We start from the raw sequence: 18,379 nt of genomic DNA, 5'->3' as shown, positions 1-18,379 counted from the left end.
CCTGCGGTGATGGCAGGTGCCGGGCCGCTGGCTCGATCGGCGCTGGTGCTGGTTGCTGCTGTCATGGCGCACGTCGGCTTGCTGGCGCACATCACCCCGGCCGGCGTCATTGTCGATCCGTTGGTGCTGCTCGCCGTCGCAGGGGGGATGGTCGGCGGTCGCAGCACCGGGGCGTCCTTCGGCGCAGGTTGTGGACTGGCCTCCGATCTCATCCTTCACACGCCTTTCGGCATGTCCCTGCTGGTCTTGACGTTGGTTGGTTACTTGTCAGGCATCGTGACGGAGCAGATCCCCTCGGCGCGCTGGTTCGCACGTGCATCTTTGGCGTCGGTGCTGGCGGCGGGCGGGATCGGCCTGTTCGCCAGCGCAGGCTGGCTGATGGATCTCGTCTATGTGACGGAGGCTCCGCTTGTTCGCATCGCCGTCGTCACCGGTGTCGCGTCGCTGCTGACCAATCCGCTGCTCGAACGCGTGGTTCGCTGGGCGCTCATCATCCGCCCGCGCATTACCGCCGAACGGGAACCGAGGTCTCGCAGTGGATGAGCGCGTCCGTCGGCGAATGGCCTTCCTGGGCATCGTGATGGTGGGCCTGTTCGGAGCGCTGTTCACTCGCTTGTGGTACCTGCAGGTGCTCGAGTCGGAACAATTCGCCGTAGCTGCGGAGTCGAACCAAGTCCGCATCATCATCACCCCGCCGACGCGCGGACGCATCCTCGACCGTCACGGTGTGGTCCTGGCCGACAACATCCGCACCGGCGTCGTAACGATCGACCAGTCGAGTTACACGGAGCCTCAGACCGAGGCGGTGCTGACCGAACTGGCCGACCTGCTCGATGTGCCGGTCGCCCAGCTCAGCCAGGGCCTTGCCGACCAGCGCACGCACCCGCTCGCCCCCAAAGTGGTGGCGACGGGCCTCGACGAGGACGGCCTGCTGCGGGTGGCCGAGCGGTCCATTCCCGGCGTCGAGGCCAAATGGGACTGGGTGCGCGTGTACCCGCAGAACGAGATCGCGGCGCACATCGTGGGCTACGTCGGAGCGATGTCGGAACGCCAGCACAGGGAGCTGATCGACGACGGCTACCTGCCCTACGAGCGAGTCGGCCGGGCAGGTATTGAGGGTCTCTTCGAGGCGGAGCTTCATGGCGAGCCGGGCCGCACCAAGCTCGAGGTGGACCGGCGCGACCGCGTGCAGCGGATTTTGGCCGATGTCCCGCCGGAGCCGGGTCATGACATCGTGCTGTCCATCGACGTCGAGTTGCAGGCTGCGGTGGAGTCGTACTTGCGACAGGGACTGATCGGAGCCCGCAAGACGGTGAGCGAGGACTCGGGCTTCTTCTACCCGGCACTCACGGGAGCAGCCGTGGTCATGGACGTGCGCAACGGCGACGTGCTCGCGATGGTGTCGCACCCCACCTACGACCCCAACTGGATGGTGGAGGGGTTGACCGTGGCGGAGTACCGCTCGGTCTTCGAGAACCCCTATTCGCCGGGAGCGCTCAACAACCTTGCAGTTCAGGGCACCTACTCGCCTGGTTCGGTGTTCAAGCCCGTGACGGCGCTTGCCGGGCTCGAAGCGGGTCTCATCTCGCCGCGAGCCTCGTTCCACGACATCGGCTACTACAAGATTCCCGACGAGCGGGGCTGCACCGGCCGCTGCACCTTCTTCAACTCGGACCGGGCCGCGCTGGGGACCCTGGACCTGTCCGGAGCGCTGACTCGGTCGAGCGACGCCTACTTCTACAAGGTCTCCGATGACCTGTATTGGATCGACGGTCCCGAGCAGTGGGCTATCCAGGACATGGCCCGATCGCTCGGGTTGGGCGCGCCGACTGGCGTGCAGCTGCCATTCGAGAAGACGGGCCGGGTGCCGGACGGCGACGTGAAGAAAACCCTGTTCGAGCTGAGCCCCGAGGCCTATAACCCCTACAACGAGCCGTCGCGCTGGTTCCCGGGTGACAACATCAACACCGGGATCGGCCAGGGGCTGGTGGCGGTGACGCCGATGCAGCTCGTCAATGCCTACGCCACTTTGGCCAATGGCGGAACCCGCTTCTCGCCGAACATTGTCGAGGCGGTCGTGTCGCGGGAGGCTGAGACATTCGGCGAGGCGGTGCTCACGTTCGAGCCGAGGGTGCTCGACGTCGTGGACTTCCCCGACGGCAGCTCGGTGGTGCGGGAAGGGTTGAGCAACGTCACCAACTCCCGGTTGCGAGGCACTGCCGCCAGGGCGTTCGAGGGCTACGACCACGAGGGTTACCGGGTGTCGGGCAAGACCGGCACGGCGCAGGCGCAGGGTCTGAACGCAGTGCTGCGACGCAAGAAGGAGGACACTGCGGTGTTCGTCGCGTGGGCACCCACGCATGACCCTCGCTATGCCGTCGTTGTCGTCATGGAGGAGGCTGGATACGGCGGCGAGGCGGCAGCGCCAGTGGCTCGGCGCATCATTGAGGCGGTGCGGGCCTACGAGCAGCGCTGGCCCGAGCCGCAGATTGCGTTCGTGCCGCCCCAGCCCGAGTGCCCTGAAGTGCCAGAGGCGCTGCGAAGCGATCCGGCGTTCCTGGGCTATGTGCCTGAAGGCTGCCCGTGGGGCATCCAGCTGCCACGGGCCAACACGCCCTCTGACGCGGACGGCGACGGCATCCCCGATGTGGACCAGATCGACGGAGCGCTCCTGGGCGATCTGCCCCGCCGCAGGGTGGAGGTGGCGTCGTGATCGGGCGTCTGCTGAATCGCACACAAACCCGGCGTGAATTGCGATCTCCGGCCTGGTTCGCCGACTACACGCTGGCGCTGTCTGCGGTTGCGATCGCGTGCCTGGGAATCGCCATGAACTACGCCTCGACGTGGCGAAGCCTCTCCTTCGAAGGTGGCGATCCATGGACCGTGGCGCGCCGTCAAGCGATCTTCGTCTTGATCGGCATCGTGGTCATGGTCGTCGCCGCCGCCGTCGATTACCGGGCGCTGCGCTTCTACGCCACGCCTGCGTACCTCGCAGTCTTGATCGCGCTGGGGGCACTCCTGCGCTGGGGCCCGGAGATTCGCAACGCGCGATCCTGGTTCGAATTGCCGGCGTTCGGATTCCAGGTGCAACCCTCGGAGTTCGCCAAGCTCATCGTGATCGTGTCGCTGGCCGCATTCGTTGCCAGCCACGAGGGGTACCTGCGTTTCGACACGCTGTTCAACGCCGGGCTGTTGCTGGTGGTGCCGATGGGCCTGATCTACCTGCAGCCCGACCTCGGCACGATGCTGGTCTTCGTGGCTATTGCGATGGGCATGCTGCTCGTCGCGGGTGCGCAGCTGCGGCACATCGTCGTCATCACGCTGGCCGGCGTCCTGGCTCTCGTGCTGGTGTTCAGCATCGACGCTCTCCAGGGGCCTCGGCTGCTGAATGAGACGCAGCGAAACCGCCTGACGGCCTTCCTGGATCAAGACTTCGAGCCCTTGGAGGCCTCCTACAACCTGCGGCAGAGCCAGATCGCCATCGGTGCGGGCGGTATCTGGGGTCAGGGCTGGAAGCAGGGCACGCAGACGAACCTCTCCCTGGTACCCGAGCAGCACAACGACTTCATCTTCACGGCGCTGGGGGAGGAGTTCGGCCTCGTCGGCGGCTCGCTTCTGCTCGCGCTCTATGCGTACATGTCGGTGCGCATCTGGCAGATAGCCCGCGTCGCCAGCGACCCCTTCGGACGATTACTTGTCGTCGGTGTCCTCTCCATGTTGCTGTTCCAGGTGTTCCAGAACATCGGCATGACGATCGGCATCATGCCGATTACGGGCATCCCCTTGCCGCTCATGAGCCATGGCGGTTCGGGCACCATCACGGCCTTCGCCGCCGTGGGCATCGTCATCAGCGTCGGATCGCGCCGCTACGCCCTCTAAGGGCGTACCAGCAACCACGGCGCCCTGAAACGCTTCATTATCCACAGGGGCCGGTAGCGTTGGAGTTGCAATGACAACGCTGTGGCCCCGGCTCGAGCCCCTGCTGCCACGTGTCTCCAAGCCGGCTCGGTACATCGGCTGCGAGGACGGGATGCAGCGACCGACGGTCGGCCCCCATCTCACTTCGTGGCTCCTGGCCTATCCCGATACCTACGAGATCGGCCTGCCGAACCAAGGCCTTCAGATCCTCTACGAGCTGCTGAACGAGCGTCCGGACTCCAGCGCCGAGCGCACGTATGCACCGTGGATCGACCTTGAGGCCGAGATGCGAGCCGCTGGGCTCCCACTGTTCTCGGTCGATACGCATCGAGCCGCAGCCTTCTTCGACATCATCGCCTTCAACCTCTCTGCCGAGCTCGTGTACACCAACGTGCTCAACTGCATAGATCTGGCGGGGCTGGAGGTGAGGGCGGATCGGCGCAGCGACGCCGACCCGCTGATCGGCGCTGGTGGTCATTGCGCATTCAACCCCGAGCCGCTGTCGGATTTTGTGGACTTCTTCGTCGTCGGCGAAGGTGAGGAAGTCGTCGGCGAGATCACCGAGGCGGTCGGTGCCTGGAAGCGAACCGGCAAGCGTCCTGGCACTCGCACCACGATCCTGCGGGACCTCGCAGGCATCGAGGGTGTGTACGTGCCGGCGATGTACGACGTCGCCTATGACGGCCCAGCGCTCGTCGAGGTCACGCCCAAGTACCCCGACGTGCCGCCGCTCGTTGCCAAGCGCACCGTTGCGGACCTCGGCGAGTGGCCCTATCCCCGCCGTCAGCTGGTGCCGGTCACCGAAGTCGTCCATGATCGGCTGTCGGTGGAGGTGTTCAGGGGCTGCACCCGGGGGTGCCGTTTCTGCCAGGCGGGCATGATCACCCGCCCAGTGCGCGAACGCCCCGCCGCGCAGGTCCGAGAGATGGTGACGGCAGGCCTCGAACGCAGCGGATACGACGAGGTCAGCCTGATGTCGCTGTCCACGGCGGACTACAGCGGCATCGCCGAGCTGGTCCGGGACACGGTCTCGGCCGGCACAGCCGGCGCGATGGGCACCGATGGCGCAGCCGGCGCGATGGGCACAGATGGCGCAGCCGGCGCGATGGGCACAGATGGCGCAGCCGACGGCAACGGTTTAGACCCAAGCCGCATCAGCGTCTCGTTGCCGAGCTTGCGAGTCGATGCCTTCACCGTCGACGTGGCGGCTCAGGTGTCGCGAGCACGCCGCACGGGGCTCACCTTTGCCCCCGAAGCGGGTTCGTGGCGGTTGCGCCAGATCATCAACAAGCTCATCACTGAAGAAGACCTGTACGGCGCCGTGCGCTCTGCCTACAGCCAGGGCTGGCACCGCATGAAGCTGTACTTCCTCACGGGTCTGCCTTCGGAGATGGACCCTGACACCGAGGCGATCGCTCACCTCGCCGATGCGTGCGCGCGCATCGGGCAGGAGTACAACAAACGTGCCTCGGTGACGGTGTCATTGGGGGGCTTCGTGCCGAAGCCCCACACACCGTTCCAGTGGTTCGGGCAGAACCCGCCCGACGAGCTGGCCCGCAAGGTACGGCTGGTGCGAGCGGCGCTGGGTCGCAACCGGCGTGTCCAGCTCAAGTGGCACGACCCGGCGGCCTCGGCAGCCGAGGGGATCGCCAGTCGAGGCGACCGGCGTGTGGGCGCGGCAATCGAATACGTGTGGCGCAAGGGCGGCACATTTCAGGAGTGGAGCGAGCGTTTCGACCTTGATCTTTGGGAAGAGGCGATGGCAGCGTGCGGCCTCAGTCTCGACTGGTACGTGTACCGCCATCGAGGCGAAGACGAAGTGCTGCCCTGGGACCACATCGGTGCCGGCTTGCACCGCGACTTTCTCTGGCAAGACTGGCAGGACGCCCTCGAGGGCCATGGCCTGCCTGACTGCCGCTGGACCCCGTGTTACGACTGCGGGGCCTGTACTGAATATGGGATCGAGCACATGGTTGCGTCCCCTGTCGCCCCCAATGGCGGCAGTCAGGGGACGGGACAGGATCTCGCGACCGGCCATATGGTGCCGGTCGAGCTGCGCCCCCGCTTGCTGGCGGGCGCAGGTGCATCGGCGGGAGGCGGCGCGTGATGCGCGGCCTCATTGCTCCGATGCCGAGCCGCAGTGCCGCTCCCACCCGCATGGGTGGGAGACGACATTGAAGCTGCGCGTTCGCTTCCGCAAAGTCGGCAAGATCCGGTTCATTGGACACCGGGATGTGGCCCGCGTGACCGAGCGCGCCGTGCGCAAGGTCGGCATTCCGGTCACCTATAGCCAGGGCTTCTCGCCTCGCATGAAGTTGAGCTTCGGCTTGGCGTTGCCGACCGGCTACGAGTCCGACGCCGAATTCTTGGAACTGCCGCTTGCCGCTGACGCGGTGCGCGACGGCCCCAACGGTCCGGTGATCGTTTGCCGCTCAGGTCCTCATGACTCGTGCGAGGACGAGTCCGAGGTAGCGACGGCGAGCTACTGCACCTTGGCGAGAGCGCTGACCGAAGCGCTCCCGGTCGGCATGAGCGTGTCGGCCGTCGTGCTGACCGACGGCAGCGGACCCTCGCTGCAAGCGGCGGTCCGTTCGTGCGGCTGGCAATTCGAGATCGCCGGGCTCGAAGCCGTTACGGCAACCAAAGCGGTCGAGGAGTTCCTGGCTTCCGAGACCGTGGTGACCGAACGAGTGCACAAGGGCAAGACCCTGAGCTCAGACATACGACCAGGCGTTGCCGCGCTTCGCGTCGAGGCTTCCTCGGGGCGGGGAGCGGTGCTGTCTGCCGAGCTGTCGGCGACACCCAGGGTCGTGCGCCCCAGCGAATTGGTGCCAGCGCTCGCGCCGGCACACGAGATGGGCATTGCCCGTAGAACACATCAATGGACGTGTGGCGCCGCAGGACGAGCCGAACCGGCCGTGCCTGCCCAGTGCGCCCAGAGACACAAGGAACCCCTCAGTGGATGAATCAACACTGAACGACACCACCAACAACACAACGAACAACCCGCAGAGCGAGACGTCGAGCGAATCGGCAGATACCGCACCCGCTGTTCGCAAGCGTCGGCTCGTCGCGCCTTCAAGCGGCGACAAGCCTGACGCACCCGAACCGGAGGCTGCTGCTCCAGCACCGCCTGAACCAGCATCAGGGCCGCAGACCAGACGCAGGCGGGCGACTCCGGCTCCCGACAAGCCCAAGGCCAAGGCTGAGCCCAAGGCCAAGGCTGAGCCCAAGGCCAAGGCTGAGCCCAAGGCCAAGGCTGAGCTCAAGGCCAAGGCTGAGCCCAAGGCCGACGCAGTATCGAAAGAAGCGGAATCCGAGCTCGCGAAGCCAGCCCCGCCAGGGGTTCCGCCGCCTGCTCGCAAACCCCAGATCGGCGACACCCGACCCTCACCTCAGGCTGGCGAGAGCGAAGGCACCACCGGGCGGCGCCGACGTCGGCGGGGTGGCCGTGGACGCGGCGGGCGTGGTCGATCCAACCAGGCCGGCACGCCAACCACCGACAACCGCAACGGCTCCCACGCTCCCGTCGAGGCGATCCTGGCCGATCAGAGCCCCGTCGAGCTCGACGACGAGCAGCTCTCCGAGCGTCGGGGCCAGTACCGCAACGGCAAGCCGCTCGGCCGCTACCGGATGTGCGTACATGTGGCCGAAGGCGCCACTCACATTTCGGTGCTCGAAGGCCGGTCGCTCATCGAGTACTACGTGAGCCGTCCTTCCGATGACATTTCCGAGATCTACGGAAACCTCTACCAGGGCCGGGTGCGCCGGGTACTTCCGGGCATGGAAGCTGCATTCGTCGACATCGGAACGCCTAAGCAAGCCGTTCTCTACCGTGGCGACCTCACCGTCGCCTACGACGACAGCGATGAAGATGCCAGCCCCGAGCGCAAGCGCACCGGCGGACGCCGAGGCCGCACGGTCGACGGTCCTGCGATCAGCGAGTTGATCCGCAACGGGCAGACGATCATGTGCCAGGTCATCAAGAACCCGATCGGCCACAAGGGCGCGCGTCTCACGACCGAAGTGTCGCTGCCCGGTCGCTTCGTGGTCCTCATTCCTGGCAGCAGCGTCACAGGCATCTCTCGTCGCCTGCCAACCCGCGAACGGCGGAGGCTGCGTGGTCTGCTGGCCAAGGAAATCCCCGAGGGATTTGGCGTGATCCTGCGGACTGCGGCTGAGAATGTCACTCCGGCCGAGATCCGGCGGGACATCGAGCGTCTCACACGCCAATGGACCCAGATCTCGGAGTTGGCGGAGCGTTCCGAGGCGCCGGCGCTGCTGTTCCGCGAGCCGGAATTGGCGGTTCGCATCATCCGGGAACAGTTCACTGCCGATTTCCGCGAGGTGGTGATCGACGATCCGGTGCTGTTCGAACAGGTCAAGGGCTACATGGAGGCGGTCGCCGCGCCCTTGATGGATCGCATCCGCTATTACGACCCCGTCGCTGAACGGTTGCCGCTCTTCGAGCGAGTTCATGTAGCCGAGCAGGTGCGCAAGGCCACCGACCGCAAGGTCTGGCTGCCGTCGGGAGGGTCGCTGATCATTGAGCACACCGAGGCGCTGACCGTGATCGACGTCAATACGGGGCGCAATGTCGGCAGGTCAAGCCTCAACGAGACGTTGTTCCGGAACAATCTCGAAGCCGCTACCGAGATCGCCAAGCAACTGCGGCTGCGCGACATCGGCGGGATCATCATCGTGGACTTCGTTGACATGGATGACAAGCGCCAGCGCGAACAGCTGATGTCCACGCTGAATGAGGCACTGGCTCGCGACAAGACCCGAACCGCGACTGAGCCAATCTCCGACATGGGCATCGTGCAGATGACTCGGATGCGCACAGGAGAGGGACTGCTCGAGTCGATGTCAGATCCCTGCGACGTGTGCGAGGGGAGGGGCATCCAGTTGCGCGAATCGCTCTTCTCCTGATTCGAAGAGCGAAATTCATGCGCCGATCGGGTAGCCCATCGGTATCCTTCCCAGTCGATGTATGCAGTCATCGCCACCGGCGGCAAGCAGCGCCGCGTCGAGGCCGGCCAACGGCTTGATGTCGAGTTGCTCGAGGTGCCGGCCGGCGAAGAGGTCACGTTTACGCCAGTCCTCGTGGTCGATGACGGCATGGTGCTGGCGACGCCCGCCGAGCTCGTCGGTGCCTCTGTGCGGGGCCGCGTGGTAGGCGAGACCAAGGGCCCGAAGATCGACGGCTTCACCTACAAGAACGCCACCACCAACCGGCGCAGGTGGGGCCACCGGCAGCGCTACAGCACAGTCGAGATCACCGCGATCGCGAGGGACTGAACCATGTCGAAGACCAAGGGCGGAGGCTCCACTCGCAACGGGCGCGACTCTGTCGCGAAGCGTCTCGGGGTGAAGGTGTACTCGGGACAGACCATCGACGCTGGCGGCATCATCGTGCGCCAGCGAGGCACCAAGTTCCATCCGGGGCAGAACGTGGGTCGCGGCAAGGATGACACGCTGTTCGCGACGGCTCCCGGCGTCGTACGCTTCGGCTATCGGCGGGGCCGCCGGCTGGTCGACGTCGTCACGTCGTAGCCCTCGTTGGTCATCACCCGAACTTCGAGGCGTCCGCGTGGGCGCTGAGAGGGTCTAGCCGGAATTGCCTGAGACAGGCGAATGCTGATGAGCGACTTTGTCGATGAGTGTCAGCTGCACGCGAAAGGCGGCGACGGCGGGGCGGGTTGTGTCTCGTTCCGGCGCGAGTCGCACGTGCCGCGTGGCGGTCCCGATGGCGGCGACGGCGGCCACGGCGGCGATGTGTGGGTGGTAGCAGACCGCAACGTGGCGTCGCTGCTGGCGTTCCGGGATTTCCCGTTCCGGCGGGCGACCAATGGTGCCCACGGTCAGGGCCGCAAGCGGCACGGCCGCAAGGGAGTCGACGAGATCGTGCGTGTGCCAGAGGGCACGATCGTGCGGGATCGTGACGGAACGGTGCTGGCCGATCTCGTGAATGCCGGCGACCGCTGGCTGGCTGCTCAGGGTGGCCGCGGTGGCCGGGGCAACACCCGCTTCGCCTCGAACCGGTTGCGGGCGCCTCAATTTGCGGAACAGGCAGAACCGGGCGAGGAGCGTTGGCTCGGCCTGGAGCTGAAGCTGATGGCCGACGTGGCGCTTGTGGGATTCCCGAATGCAGGCAAGAGCACCTTCATCAGTGCGGTGTCTGCAGCGCGGCCGAAGGTCGCCTCCTACCCCTTCACGACCCTGACGCCCAGCCTCGGTGTCGTCCGACTCGGCGACGGCAGGGGTGGTTTGGATCCCGACAGCTTCGAGATGGTGATCGCAGATGTGCCTGGGCTGATCGAGGGCGCTGCCGAGGGCAAGGGCCTCGGTCACCAATTCCTGCGCCACGTCGAGCGAGCCCGAGTGCTGCTGATGATGGCTGACCTCGCCGAAGTGACCGACCGCGATCCCCGCGAGCAGATCGAAGTACTCATCGCGGAACTTGAGCGCTATGACGCCGTTCTCGCAGCCCGCCGACGGTTGATCGTGGGAACGAAAGCAGATGTCGCCCACCTCGATTGGGACGGCCCGCGCGTCAGCGCCGTGACAGGTGAAGGCGTGGCCTCCGTGCTCGGCCAGTTGCGTGATCTGGTCTCTCAAGCCAGGGAGGCCGACGAAGCCCCCACGCAGTACGTGGTGCACCGCCCCGAATCCGCCGGCATCACTGTTCTGCACCTCGCAGACGGGATCTTCGAAATCGAAGGCCGACAGGCTCGCCGGGCAGTGGCCCTGTCGGACCTGACGGATCCGGCGGCGCTCGCATGGGCTCAGCGGCGATTGGAGAAGCTGGGTGTGTCCCGGGCCTTGGGCCGCAGCGGCGCACGGTCCGGCGACCTCGTACGCATCGGCGACTTCGAGTTCACCTATGAGCCCGACACGTGAGCCCGCTGGCTGTGAATGAGTTCTGGGTGATCGAGGCTGCGGCGAGGCAGGATTGATGTCGATGTCACCCACATTGCGACTCGTCACCAAGATCGGGACCTCGTCGATCACGACATCGGACGGCCGTGTCGATCTCGATGCGGTGTCGAAGCTGGCCGATGAAGTTGCCTCGGTGCGTGAGGCCGGTCATGAGGTCATCGTGGTGACCTCTGGGGCCATAACGGCAGGTGTGCAGAGGCTCGGCGTCGAACGCCCGTCGGAACCCGAGCGACTGCAAGCGCTGTCCGCCGTCGGGCAGATCGACCTGATGGCCTCGTACCGGGAGCTCTTCGCCGAGCGTGGCATGGTCGTGGGTCAGGTACTGATCGCGCCGCACGACTTCCGTGATCGCGACCAGTACTTGCACGCACGGGCCACCTTGGGCCATCTGCTGGACCTCGGAGTCGTGCCGGTCGTCAACGAGAACGATGCGATCGCCGATGACGCCATCCGCTACGGCGACAACGACAGGATTGCGGCGCTCGTAGCGAACCTGGTGCGCGCCGACGCATTGATCCTGCTGACCGATACGCCCGGTGTGCTGACTGCGGACCCAAGCGTCGATCCAGACGCCTCGCTCATTGCTGAAGTCCTCGAGGTGAGCCCCTCGCTGGCTGCGGCAGCCGGATCGGCCAACGCCGTCGGCAGCGGCGGCATGGCCTCGAAGCTTGCAGCAGCCCGCATGGCCTCCTGGAGCGGTGTGCGGACCGTCATCGCTGCGGCCCGCCGGCCCGATGTCGTCGCCGACGCTGCCGCCGGCCGCCCAGGCGTCGGCACCACGGTGCCCGCCCGCGATGCTCGCGTCTCCGCACGCAAGTTGTGGATCGGATTCGCGGTAGCGGCCCGGGGCTCAGTGACGGTCGACGACGGCGCCCGCCAAGCCGTGATGGCCGGCGGCAAGTCGCTGCTTGCGGCTGGCGTGGTCGGCCTCGACGGTGCATTCGCCGCTGGCGAAGCCGTCGAAATCGTCGACTCCGGTGGCCAGATCTTCGCCAAGGGCCTCGCGGCTGTGGATGCCGACGGGTTGCGTGCCACAGCCGGACTCCGCAGCGATCAGTTGCCCGAGGGCCTGCATCCGCTCGTCGTTCACCGCGACGACCTCGTCGTTCTCGGCTGATGTCGCAGCGGGCGGTCTGCTGGCGAGCGGGTGAGGCGAACGCAACGGGCGAGCAGCACGCTGCACAGGAGCTCTCCGCATCAATTTGGGGGCCGCCCACTAGTCTGCTCAGGTGCCTGACGCCACCGCGCGAACTGCACCGGAGATGACCGGAGACGCCAGCATCATGGCCGCTTTGGGCCTGCGAGCCAAGGCCGCTGCGACCGTGTTGGCGCAGGCGCCTGGCGCCGTGCGAGACGAGGCCTTGCTGTCCGCAGCTGACTTTCTCGAAGAGGCAACCGACAACGTTCTGGCTGCCAACGGTGACGACGTGGCCAACGCCGAGGCTGCTGGCACCTCGGCGACGCTCGTCGACCGGCTGCGACTCGATCCGGTCCGTATCGGGGCCATGGCTGCGGGCCTTCGTAACGTGGCGGCCCTCGCCGACCCAGTCGGTCAGGTGGTCGACGGATGGGTACGGCCCAACGGGCTCGCCATCGAACGGGTACGGGTGCCGCTTGGCGTCGTGGCCATCATCTACGAGAGCCGACCCAATGTCACCTCCGACGCGTTCGGACTGTGCCTGAAGTCCGCCAATACGGCGTTCCTGCGCGGCTCGTCGGCAGCGTTGAACTCCAACATTGCGATCACCGAGGCGCTGCGCGAGGGCATCGTCCCCGCTGGCCTGCCCGCCGATGCGCTGGTCCTCGTCACCGACACGAGACATAGCGCAGCCACCGAGTTCATGCAGCTGCGCTCCTGCATCGACTGCTTGATCCCGCGGGGTGGTCCAGCGCTCATCTCGTCGGTGCTCGCCAACGCCACCGTGCCCTACGTCATCGATGGCGACGGCAACTGCCACGTGTATGTCGATGCCCGGGCCGACCTCGAAATGGCAGCAGACATCGTCTCCAACGCCAAGCTCAGCCGGCCCTCGGTGTGCAACGCCGCAGAGTCGCTCCTCGTCCATCGAGACGTGGCCGAGACCTTCTTGCCCCGCATCGTCGACGATCTGGACGGCGTCGAACTGGTGGGAGATCCTGCCTCGCGGGCCATCTCATCGCAGATCGGGCCAGCCAGCCCCGAAGACTTCGCGACGGAGTTTCTGGCGCTCAAGATGAGCGTCGCGGTCGTCGATGACCTCGAAGCTGCGATCGACCACATCAACCGTTACGGCTCGGGGCACAGCGAAGCCATCGTGACCGGTGACCTCTCGGCTGCGCAGGAATTCACACGCCGCGTCGACGCCGCTGCGGTGCTCGTGAACGCCTCGACTCGCTTCGTGGACGGAGAGGAATTCGGCTTCGGGGCTGAGATCGGCATCAGCACCCAGAAGTTGCACGCGCGTGGCCCAATGGGCCTTGAACAGCTCACAACCACGAAGTTCGTAGTGACCGGTCGGGGCCACACTCGGGGCTGACCGTGCCGACAGGCCGCCGCGGCTGCCACACTGTCAGACCTGCCCACTGCCCAATTTGACTCCGGAGACACCCAACATGAGCGAAACAGTGTTCGGAGACCTGTCGGGTGTCCGCGAAGGACTGGCGAAAGTCGAATACCTCGCCGACGACGGCATCGCGAGCGTCGTGTACCTGGCCGAGCGGCTCGGCAAGCCGGTCCTGGTGGAGGGACCGGCCGGCACGGGCAAGACCGAGCTTGCAAAGTCGGTCGCTGCCATGACCGGTGCTCGGCTGATCCGCCTGCAGTGCTATGAGGGGCTCGACGAGGCCAAGGCGCTGTACGAGTGGAATTACAAGAAGCAGCTCCTGCGCATCCAGGCAGACCGCGGCACCGACGCCGAGCACGAGGACTGGGTGGAGCTGCAGGACGACATCTTCCAGGACGAGTTCTTGCTCACGCGTCCCTTGCTCGAAGCCATCAGCGCCAAGGACAAGGTCGTCTTGCTGATCGACGAGGTCGACCAGGTCGAGATCGAGACCGAGGCGCTGCTGCTGGAGATCCTCTCGGACTACCAAGTCTCAATCCCAGAGCTGGGCACCATCGTGGCCACCCAGATACCGCTCGTCTTCCTGACTTCCAACAACACCCGTGAACTCTCCGAGGCCCTGAAGCGCCGCTGCCTGTTCCTGCACATCGACTACCCCGACCTCGAGCGGGAGAAGCAGATTGTCATCACCAAGGTCGCTGACATCACCGAGAACTTGGCCGAACAGATCGCGCGAGTGGTCCGGTCGATCCGCCAGCTTGAGCTCAAGAAAGCGCCGTCGGTGTCCGAGACGCTGGACTGGGCTCGCACGCTCGTGCTGTTGGGCATCGAGAACATTGATGTCGAGCAGGCCAAGCAGACGCTTCACATCCTGCTCAAGTATCAGTCCGACATCGAGAAGGCAGCCAAAGAGCTGACGGTCGAGGTCTAGCCCACCAGGGCTTGCCAGGGACGGGAGTCGGAAATGCTGGACCTGCTCAGTGGCTTCGTCGGGGAGTTGCGCAGCGCTGGGCTGCCGGTGTCGCTGACCGAGAACCTCGATGCCATGGAGGCCGTCAAGCACATTCCCATCGAGGATCGCGACGCATTCAAGTACGCGCTCGCCGCCACCCTGGTGAAGAACGAGCAGCACTGGCGGGCATTCGAGACAGTGTTCGAGGTCTATTTCTCGTTGCGGGGCCCTGAATACAGCGTCGGCGATGAAGACGGCAACGGCGAATTCGATCCGGACAATCTCGAAGAGTGGATGTCCCAGCAGATGCAGGGCATGGGTGGCCGCGGGGGTGGGCAGGACATGTCCCCCGAGGAGATCGCCGAGATGCTCTTCCGGGCGCTGCTGAACGCCGACGAGGCGATGATGGCGGCCATGGCCCGAGCGGCAGTGACGCAGTTCGCGGGCATGGAGCCGGGCCGGCCCGTGGGCGGCACCTACTACCTGTACCGCACGCTGCGCAACCTCGACCTCGACGGGATGCTCGACCGGCTGATCGAGGAATCCTCCCAGCGATATGAAGGCGAGATGACCTCGCTGGCGGAACGGCTCGAACGCGAGGAATTCGAGAACCGTATTGAGCAGCTGAAGCGGGAGATCGAAGCCGAGATCCGGCGCCGCCTCGTTGCCGACAGGGGCGTCGAAGCGATGGCCAAGACCCTGCGCAAGCCACTGCCCGAAGATGTCGACTTCATGCACGCAAGCCGTGAGGAGATGGTGAGCATCCGCAAAGCCATCCAACCGCTCACGCGCAAGCTGGCAGCGCGCCTGGCGCGCAAGCGCAAGCACAAGCGCCGTGGTCCGCTCGACTTTCGGGCCACTGTGCGACGTTCACTTAGCTACGGCGGCGTGCCTGCGGAGCCCCGCTTCCGTCATCCACGTCCGAACAAGCCTGAACTCATCGTGGTTGCCGACATCTCGGGCTCCGTCGCGGCGTTCGCCCGCTTCACCCTGCATCTGGTGTATGCGCTGCAGAACCAGTTCTCCAAGGTGCGCTCGTTCGTCTTCATCGACGGCATCGACGAGGTCACCCACATGTTCCGGAACGAGGAAGATATCACCAACGCGGTGCACCGGGTGAACACCGAGGCCGATGTCGTATGGGTCGACGGCCATTCCGATTACGGCGATGTCATGCCTTCGGCGTGTTCTGGGAGAACTTCGGCAAGGACGTCAACGCGAAGTCCACGATGATGTTCCTGGGCGACGCCCGCAACAACTACCACTCGACGAACGCGTGGGTGCTGAAGGAGTGCCAGAAACGGGCACGTTCGGTGTTCTGGCTGAATCCCGAACCGCGCTCGTATTGGGACACGGGGGACTCGGTCATCACCGAGTACTCGACCTACACCGACGGCGTCTTCGAGTGCCGCAACCTGCGCCAGCTTGAAGGCTTCGTCGACAACTTGGCCTAAGACAACTTGGCCTAGGACAACTTGGCCTAGGACAACTCGGCCTCGCCAGCCTCCGCTGTGCGCGAGGGCGGCGTGTTAGATCACTTCGGCGAGCAACTCGGCTGCGATGAAGGCCAGGTCGAGTGATTGGCGAGCGTTCAGTCGGGGGTCGCACATCGTCTCGTAGCGGTCGCCCAGCTGGTGCTTGGTGAGGTCGTCGCCGCCGCCGATGCACTCGGTGACTGCGTCGCCGGTGATCTCCAGGTGCACACCCCCCGGCCACGTCCCTACCGCGGCGTGGACTGCGAAGTACTCCTGAATCTCGGCCAAGATTGCGTCGAAGTGCCGGGTCTTGACCCCTTCATCGGTTGTGTAGGTGTTGCCGTGCATCGGATCGCACTGCCACACCACCGGGTGCCCAGCCTGTGTGACCGCCCGCAGGATCGGCCCGAAGGACGCCGAGACGTTGCCGGCGCCCACGCGGCTGATCAGTGTGAGCCGCCCTGGTATCTGTTTCGGGTTCAGCACCTCGCACAGCGCGAGCGCTTCGTCGGGTGTCGCGGTCGGTCCCAGCTTCGTCCCGATCGGATTGTGCACGCCCCGCAGGAACTCGACATGGGCACCGTCGGGTTCCCGGGTGCGCTCGCCGATCCACAGCATGTGCGCCGAGCAGTCGTACCAGTCGCCGGTGATGCTGTCAGTGCGGGTCAGTGCCTCTTCGTACCCGAGCAGCAGCGCCTCGTGGCTGGTGTACAGCTCCACTTGCCTCATGGCGCTGTCATCGGTGTCCAGACCGCACGCGTTCATGAATCGCAACGCGGCATCGATGCCGTTGGCCAGTGTTTCGTAGCGTTGACCCGCTGGACTCGATGCCACGAATTCCTGGTTCCACGTGTGCACCTGTCGCAGGTCGGCGTAGCCGCCCCGGGTGAATGCACGCAGCAAGTTGAGGGTTGCCGCAGAGGTGTTGTACGCCTGCAGCAAGCGCGAAGGATCCGGCGTCCGGGACTGGGAGTCGAACGCGATGTCGTTGACGATGTGGCCCCGGAAAATCGGCAGTGTGACGCCGTCGCGGGTCTCGGTGGGCTTGCTGCGCGGCTTGGCGAACTGACCAGCGATCCGACCCACCTTCACGATCGGCAAGCCAGCGGAGTACTGCATCACGACGGCCATCTGCAAGATGACCTTGAGACGGTCGCGAATCTGGTCAGCAGTCGAGAGCTCGAAGGACTCCGCACAATCGCCGGCCTGCAGCACAAAAGCGTTGCCCGTGCTCACCCGTGCAAGATGCTCGGTGAGTCGCCTTGCCTCGCCGGCGAATACCAGCGGAGGCCGGCGCCTCAGCTCGGCCAGTGATTCGGAGAGCGCTGCAGGATCAGGCCACTCGGGCTGCTGGCCTGCCGGCCGCCCGGTCCACGAGCCGGTATGCCACCCCGGTGCGTGCTCAGGCGATCCGTCGGGGCTAGGCGCGCCGGAAGGTGAGACTGCGTCGTCAGACAGCGTCGGCGTCGGCATCGATGTCTACAAACTCGCCGTCAGCGGCGAGGCTCTGCAGCTCATCGACGGCGCGCTTGACGAGACGGCGTGCCGCTTCGGCAGTTACGCCGAGTTCCTCGCCGATCTCGCGGTAGCTGCGTTGCTCACCGTCGATGATCCCGTTGCGGCGGGCCACCGCATAGCGGGCGCGCTTGTCCAGCCGGCCGAGCATGGACATCACCATGCCGCGGCGATCCGATTCGATGGCGAAGTGCTCGGGTCCTGGCGCATCGTCGCCGATGAGGTCGATGAGCGCGCTGTCGCCGTCGTCGCCGACCGTCTTGTCGAGCGACGTCGGTGTGCTGATCCGCTGCAGCCACGCGTTCTCGTCGTCGAGTGAGTCGCTGTCGCCTCCGTTGTGGCGCAGCGCAGCTCGCAGTGTGGCGGAACGATCGGACGGCAGCCGGATGAGGCTGCCCTTCTGATCGAGCGCCCGTCCAATCGACTGGCGGATCCAGAACGTCGCGTAGGTGGAGAACTTGAAGCCACGCCGCCAGTCGAACTTCTCGACTGCGTGCTCGAGGCCGAGGTTGCCCTCCTGGATCAGGTCGAGCAGTTCCAGCGTCGGAGGCAGCGGATAGCGGCGCGCGATGGACACGACCAAGCGAAGGTTCGCCCGGATGAATCGGTCACGCGCGGCAGCGGCGGTCTGCACGGCCTTGCGCAGGTCGCGCCGCTCGGCCACGGACAGTTCCTCGTCGCTGTCAAGGCGCGTCCGCGCATCTCGTCCCGCTTCGATTTGCTGGGAGAGCATGCGCTCGTCCTCTGCAGTGAGAAGTGCAACCGCACCGATCTCGTTCAGGTACTGGCCAACTGAATCCATGACACACGCTCCAACCGGCAGGGGGCAGCCGGTTTCTTCGTCTTCGATTTGCATGCCGCCTAGTGCATGCGACCCGGTGGGGGGCACCGGGTATGTTTTGCCCTCGGCAGGCCAACTCAGCCCGGACTCAGGCATGACACCACCGCGGTGGCGGCGCCGTTCTTGGTTGTACGCCCGCATGCGATGCGAGGCCCGAGAACCCGGGCCGTGCAGAACTCTGCTATGGGCGGAC

16 protein-coding genes are annotated in these 18,379 nt (G+C 65.7%); 14 read left to right on the top strand and 2 right to left on the bottom strand.

All coding sequences use genetic code 11. The features are described from left to right. The first annotated feature begins 9 nt into the window (after window positions 1-9). From ACPXYO_RS17885 to ACPXYO_RS17820, 14 genes are all read left to right on the top strand, one after another. Window positions 10-543 carry a hypothetical protein gene (locus tag ACPXYO_RS17885; RefSeq protein WP_423923402.1) on the top strand — a complete coding sequence of 178 codons (534 nt, stop codon included), beginning with the start codon at window positions 10-12 and terminating at the stop codon, window positions 541-543. Then, window positions 536-2,713 (top strand): penicillin-binding protein 2, encoded by a 2,178-nt coding sequence (mrdA, locus tag ACPXYO_RS17880; protein WP_423923400.1) that lies wholly within the window; start codon window positions 536-538, stop codon window positions 2,711-2,713. Before ACPXYO_RS17885 ends, mrdA begins: the two co-directional genes overlap by 8 nt. Continuing rightward, the gene (rodA, locus tag ACPXYO_RS17875) at window positions 2,710-3,879 is read left to right on the top strand and encodes a rod shape-determining protein RodA (protein ID WP_423923398.1); all 1,170 of its coding nucleotides are present in this window, start codon (window positions 2,710-2,712) and stop codon (window positions 3,877-3,879) included. The genes mrdA and rodA overlap by 4 nt, the downstream gene beginning before the upstream one ends. A gap of 70 nt (window positions 3,880-3,949) precedes the next feature. Further along, a complete protein-coding gene (locus ACPXYO_RS17870; RefSeq protein ID WP_423923396.1) occupies window positions 3,950-6,025 on the top strand; it encodes a radical SAM protein in 2,076 nt (691 codons plus the stop codon). 67 nt (window positions 6,026-6,092) lie between these two features. Then, entirely contained in the window at window positions 6,093-6,884 is a 792-nt protein-coding gene (locus tag ACPXYO_RS17865) for a TIGR03936 family radical SAM-associated protein (protein WP_423923394.1), read from the top strand. Next, window positions 6,877-8,850: an Rne/Rng family ribonuclease gene (locus ACPXYO_RS17860; RefSeq protein ID WP_423923392.1), complete on the top strand. Its 1,974-nt coding sequence runs from the start codon at window positions 6,877-6,879 to the stop codon at window positions 8,848-8,850. The genes ACPXYO_RS17865 and ACPXYO_RS17860 overlap by 8 nt, the downstream gene beginning before the upstream one ends. Window positions 8,851-8,907: 57 nt before the next feature. Beyond that, window positions 8,908-9,219, top strand: a complete 312-nt coding sequence (gene rplU / locus ACPXYO_RS17855) for a 50S ribosomal protein L21 (RefSeq protein ID WP_420623405.1) — start codon at window positions 8,908-8,910, stop codon at window positions 9,217-9,219. Between the two features lie 3 nt (window positions 9,220-9,222). After that, window positions 9,223-9,474, top strand: a complete 252-nt coding sequence (rpmA, locus tag ACPXYO_RS17850; RefSeq protein WP_420623406.1) for a 50S ribosomal protein L27 — start codon at window positions 9,223-9,225, stop codon at window positions 9,472-9,474. A gap of 87 nt (window positions 9,475-9,561) precedes the next feature. Continuing rightward, window positions 9,562-10,821, top strand: coding sequence for a GTPase ObgE (gene obgE, locus ACPXYO_RS17845; protein ID WP_423923389.1), 1,260 nt, complete (start codon window positions 9,562-9,564; stop codon window positions 10,819-10,821). Window positions 10,822-10,882: 61 nt separating this feature from the next. Then, window positions 10,883-11,977 carry a glutamate 5-kinase gene (gene proB, locus ACPXYO_RS17840; RefSeq protein WP_420623408.1) on the top strand — a complete coding sequence of 365 codons (1,095 nt, stop codon included), beginning with the start codon at window positions 10,883-10,885 and terminating at the stop codon, window positions 11,975-11,977. 145 nt (window positions 11,978-12,122) lie between these two features. Further along, complete coding sequence (locus tag ACPXYO_RS17835) at window positions 12,123-13,376, top strand: glutamate-5-semialdehyde dehydrogenase (protein WP_423923921.1); 1,254 nt, start codon at window positions 12,123-12,125, stop codon at window positions 13,374-13,376. Between the two features lie 76 nt (window positions 13,377-13,452). Next, a complete protein-coding gene (locus ACPXYO_RS17830; RefSeq protein ID WP_423923386.1) occupies window positions 13,453-14,334 on the top strand; it encodes an AAA family ATPase in 882 nt (293 codons plus the stop codon). Between the two features lie 33 nt (window positions 14,335-14,367). Further along, on the top strand, window positions 14,368-15,588 hold the full coding sequence (locus ACPXYO_RS17825) for a VWA domain-containing protein (RefSeq protein ID WP_423923384.1): 1,221 nt from the start codon (window positions 14,368-14,370) through the stop codon (window positions 15,586-15,588). After that, window positions 15,540-15,809: a VWA domain-containing protein gene (locus ACPXYO_RS17820; protein WP_423923382.1), complete on the top strand. Its 270-nt coding sequence runs from the start codon at window positions 15,540-15,542 to the stop codon at window positions 15,807-15,809. Before ACPXYO_RS17825 ends, ACPXYO_RS17820 begins: the two co-directional genes overlap by 49 nt. Before the next feature lie 75 nt (window positions 15,810-15,884). Here the strand turns inward: ACPXYO_RS17820 and ACPXYO_RS17815 are convergent, their stop codons facing one another. Beyond that, window positions 15,885-17,288: a class II 3-deoxy-7-phosphoheptulonate synthase gene (locus tag ACPXYO_RS17815; RefSeq protein WP_423923919.1), complete on the bottom strand. Its 1,404-nt coding sequence runs from the start codon at window positions 17,286-17,288 to the stop codon at window positions 15,885-15,887. Then, window positions 17,281-18,147, bottom strand: a complete 867-nt coding sequence (locus ACPXYO_RS17810) for a sigma-70 family RNA polymerase sigma factor (RefSeq protein WP_420623412.1) — start codon at window positions 18,145-18,147, stop codon at window positions 17,281-17,283. The genes ACPXYO_RS17815 and ACPXYO_RS17810 overlap by 8 nt, the downstream gene beginning before the upstream one ends. Between the last annotated feature and the right edge of the window lie 232 nt (window positions 18,148-18,379).

The organism is Candidatus Poriferisodalis sp. (assembly GCF_965237655.1).
GTDB lineage: Bacteria > Actinomycetota > Acidimicrobiia > Acidimicrobiales > Poriferisodalaceae > Poriferisodalis.
The sequence above is the reverse complement of the archived record's forward strand: the minus strand, read 5'-3'. Positions and strand labels throughout refer to the sequence as shown.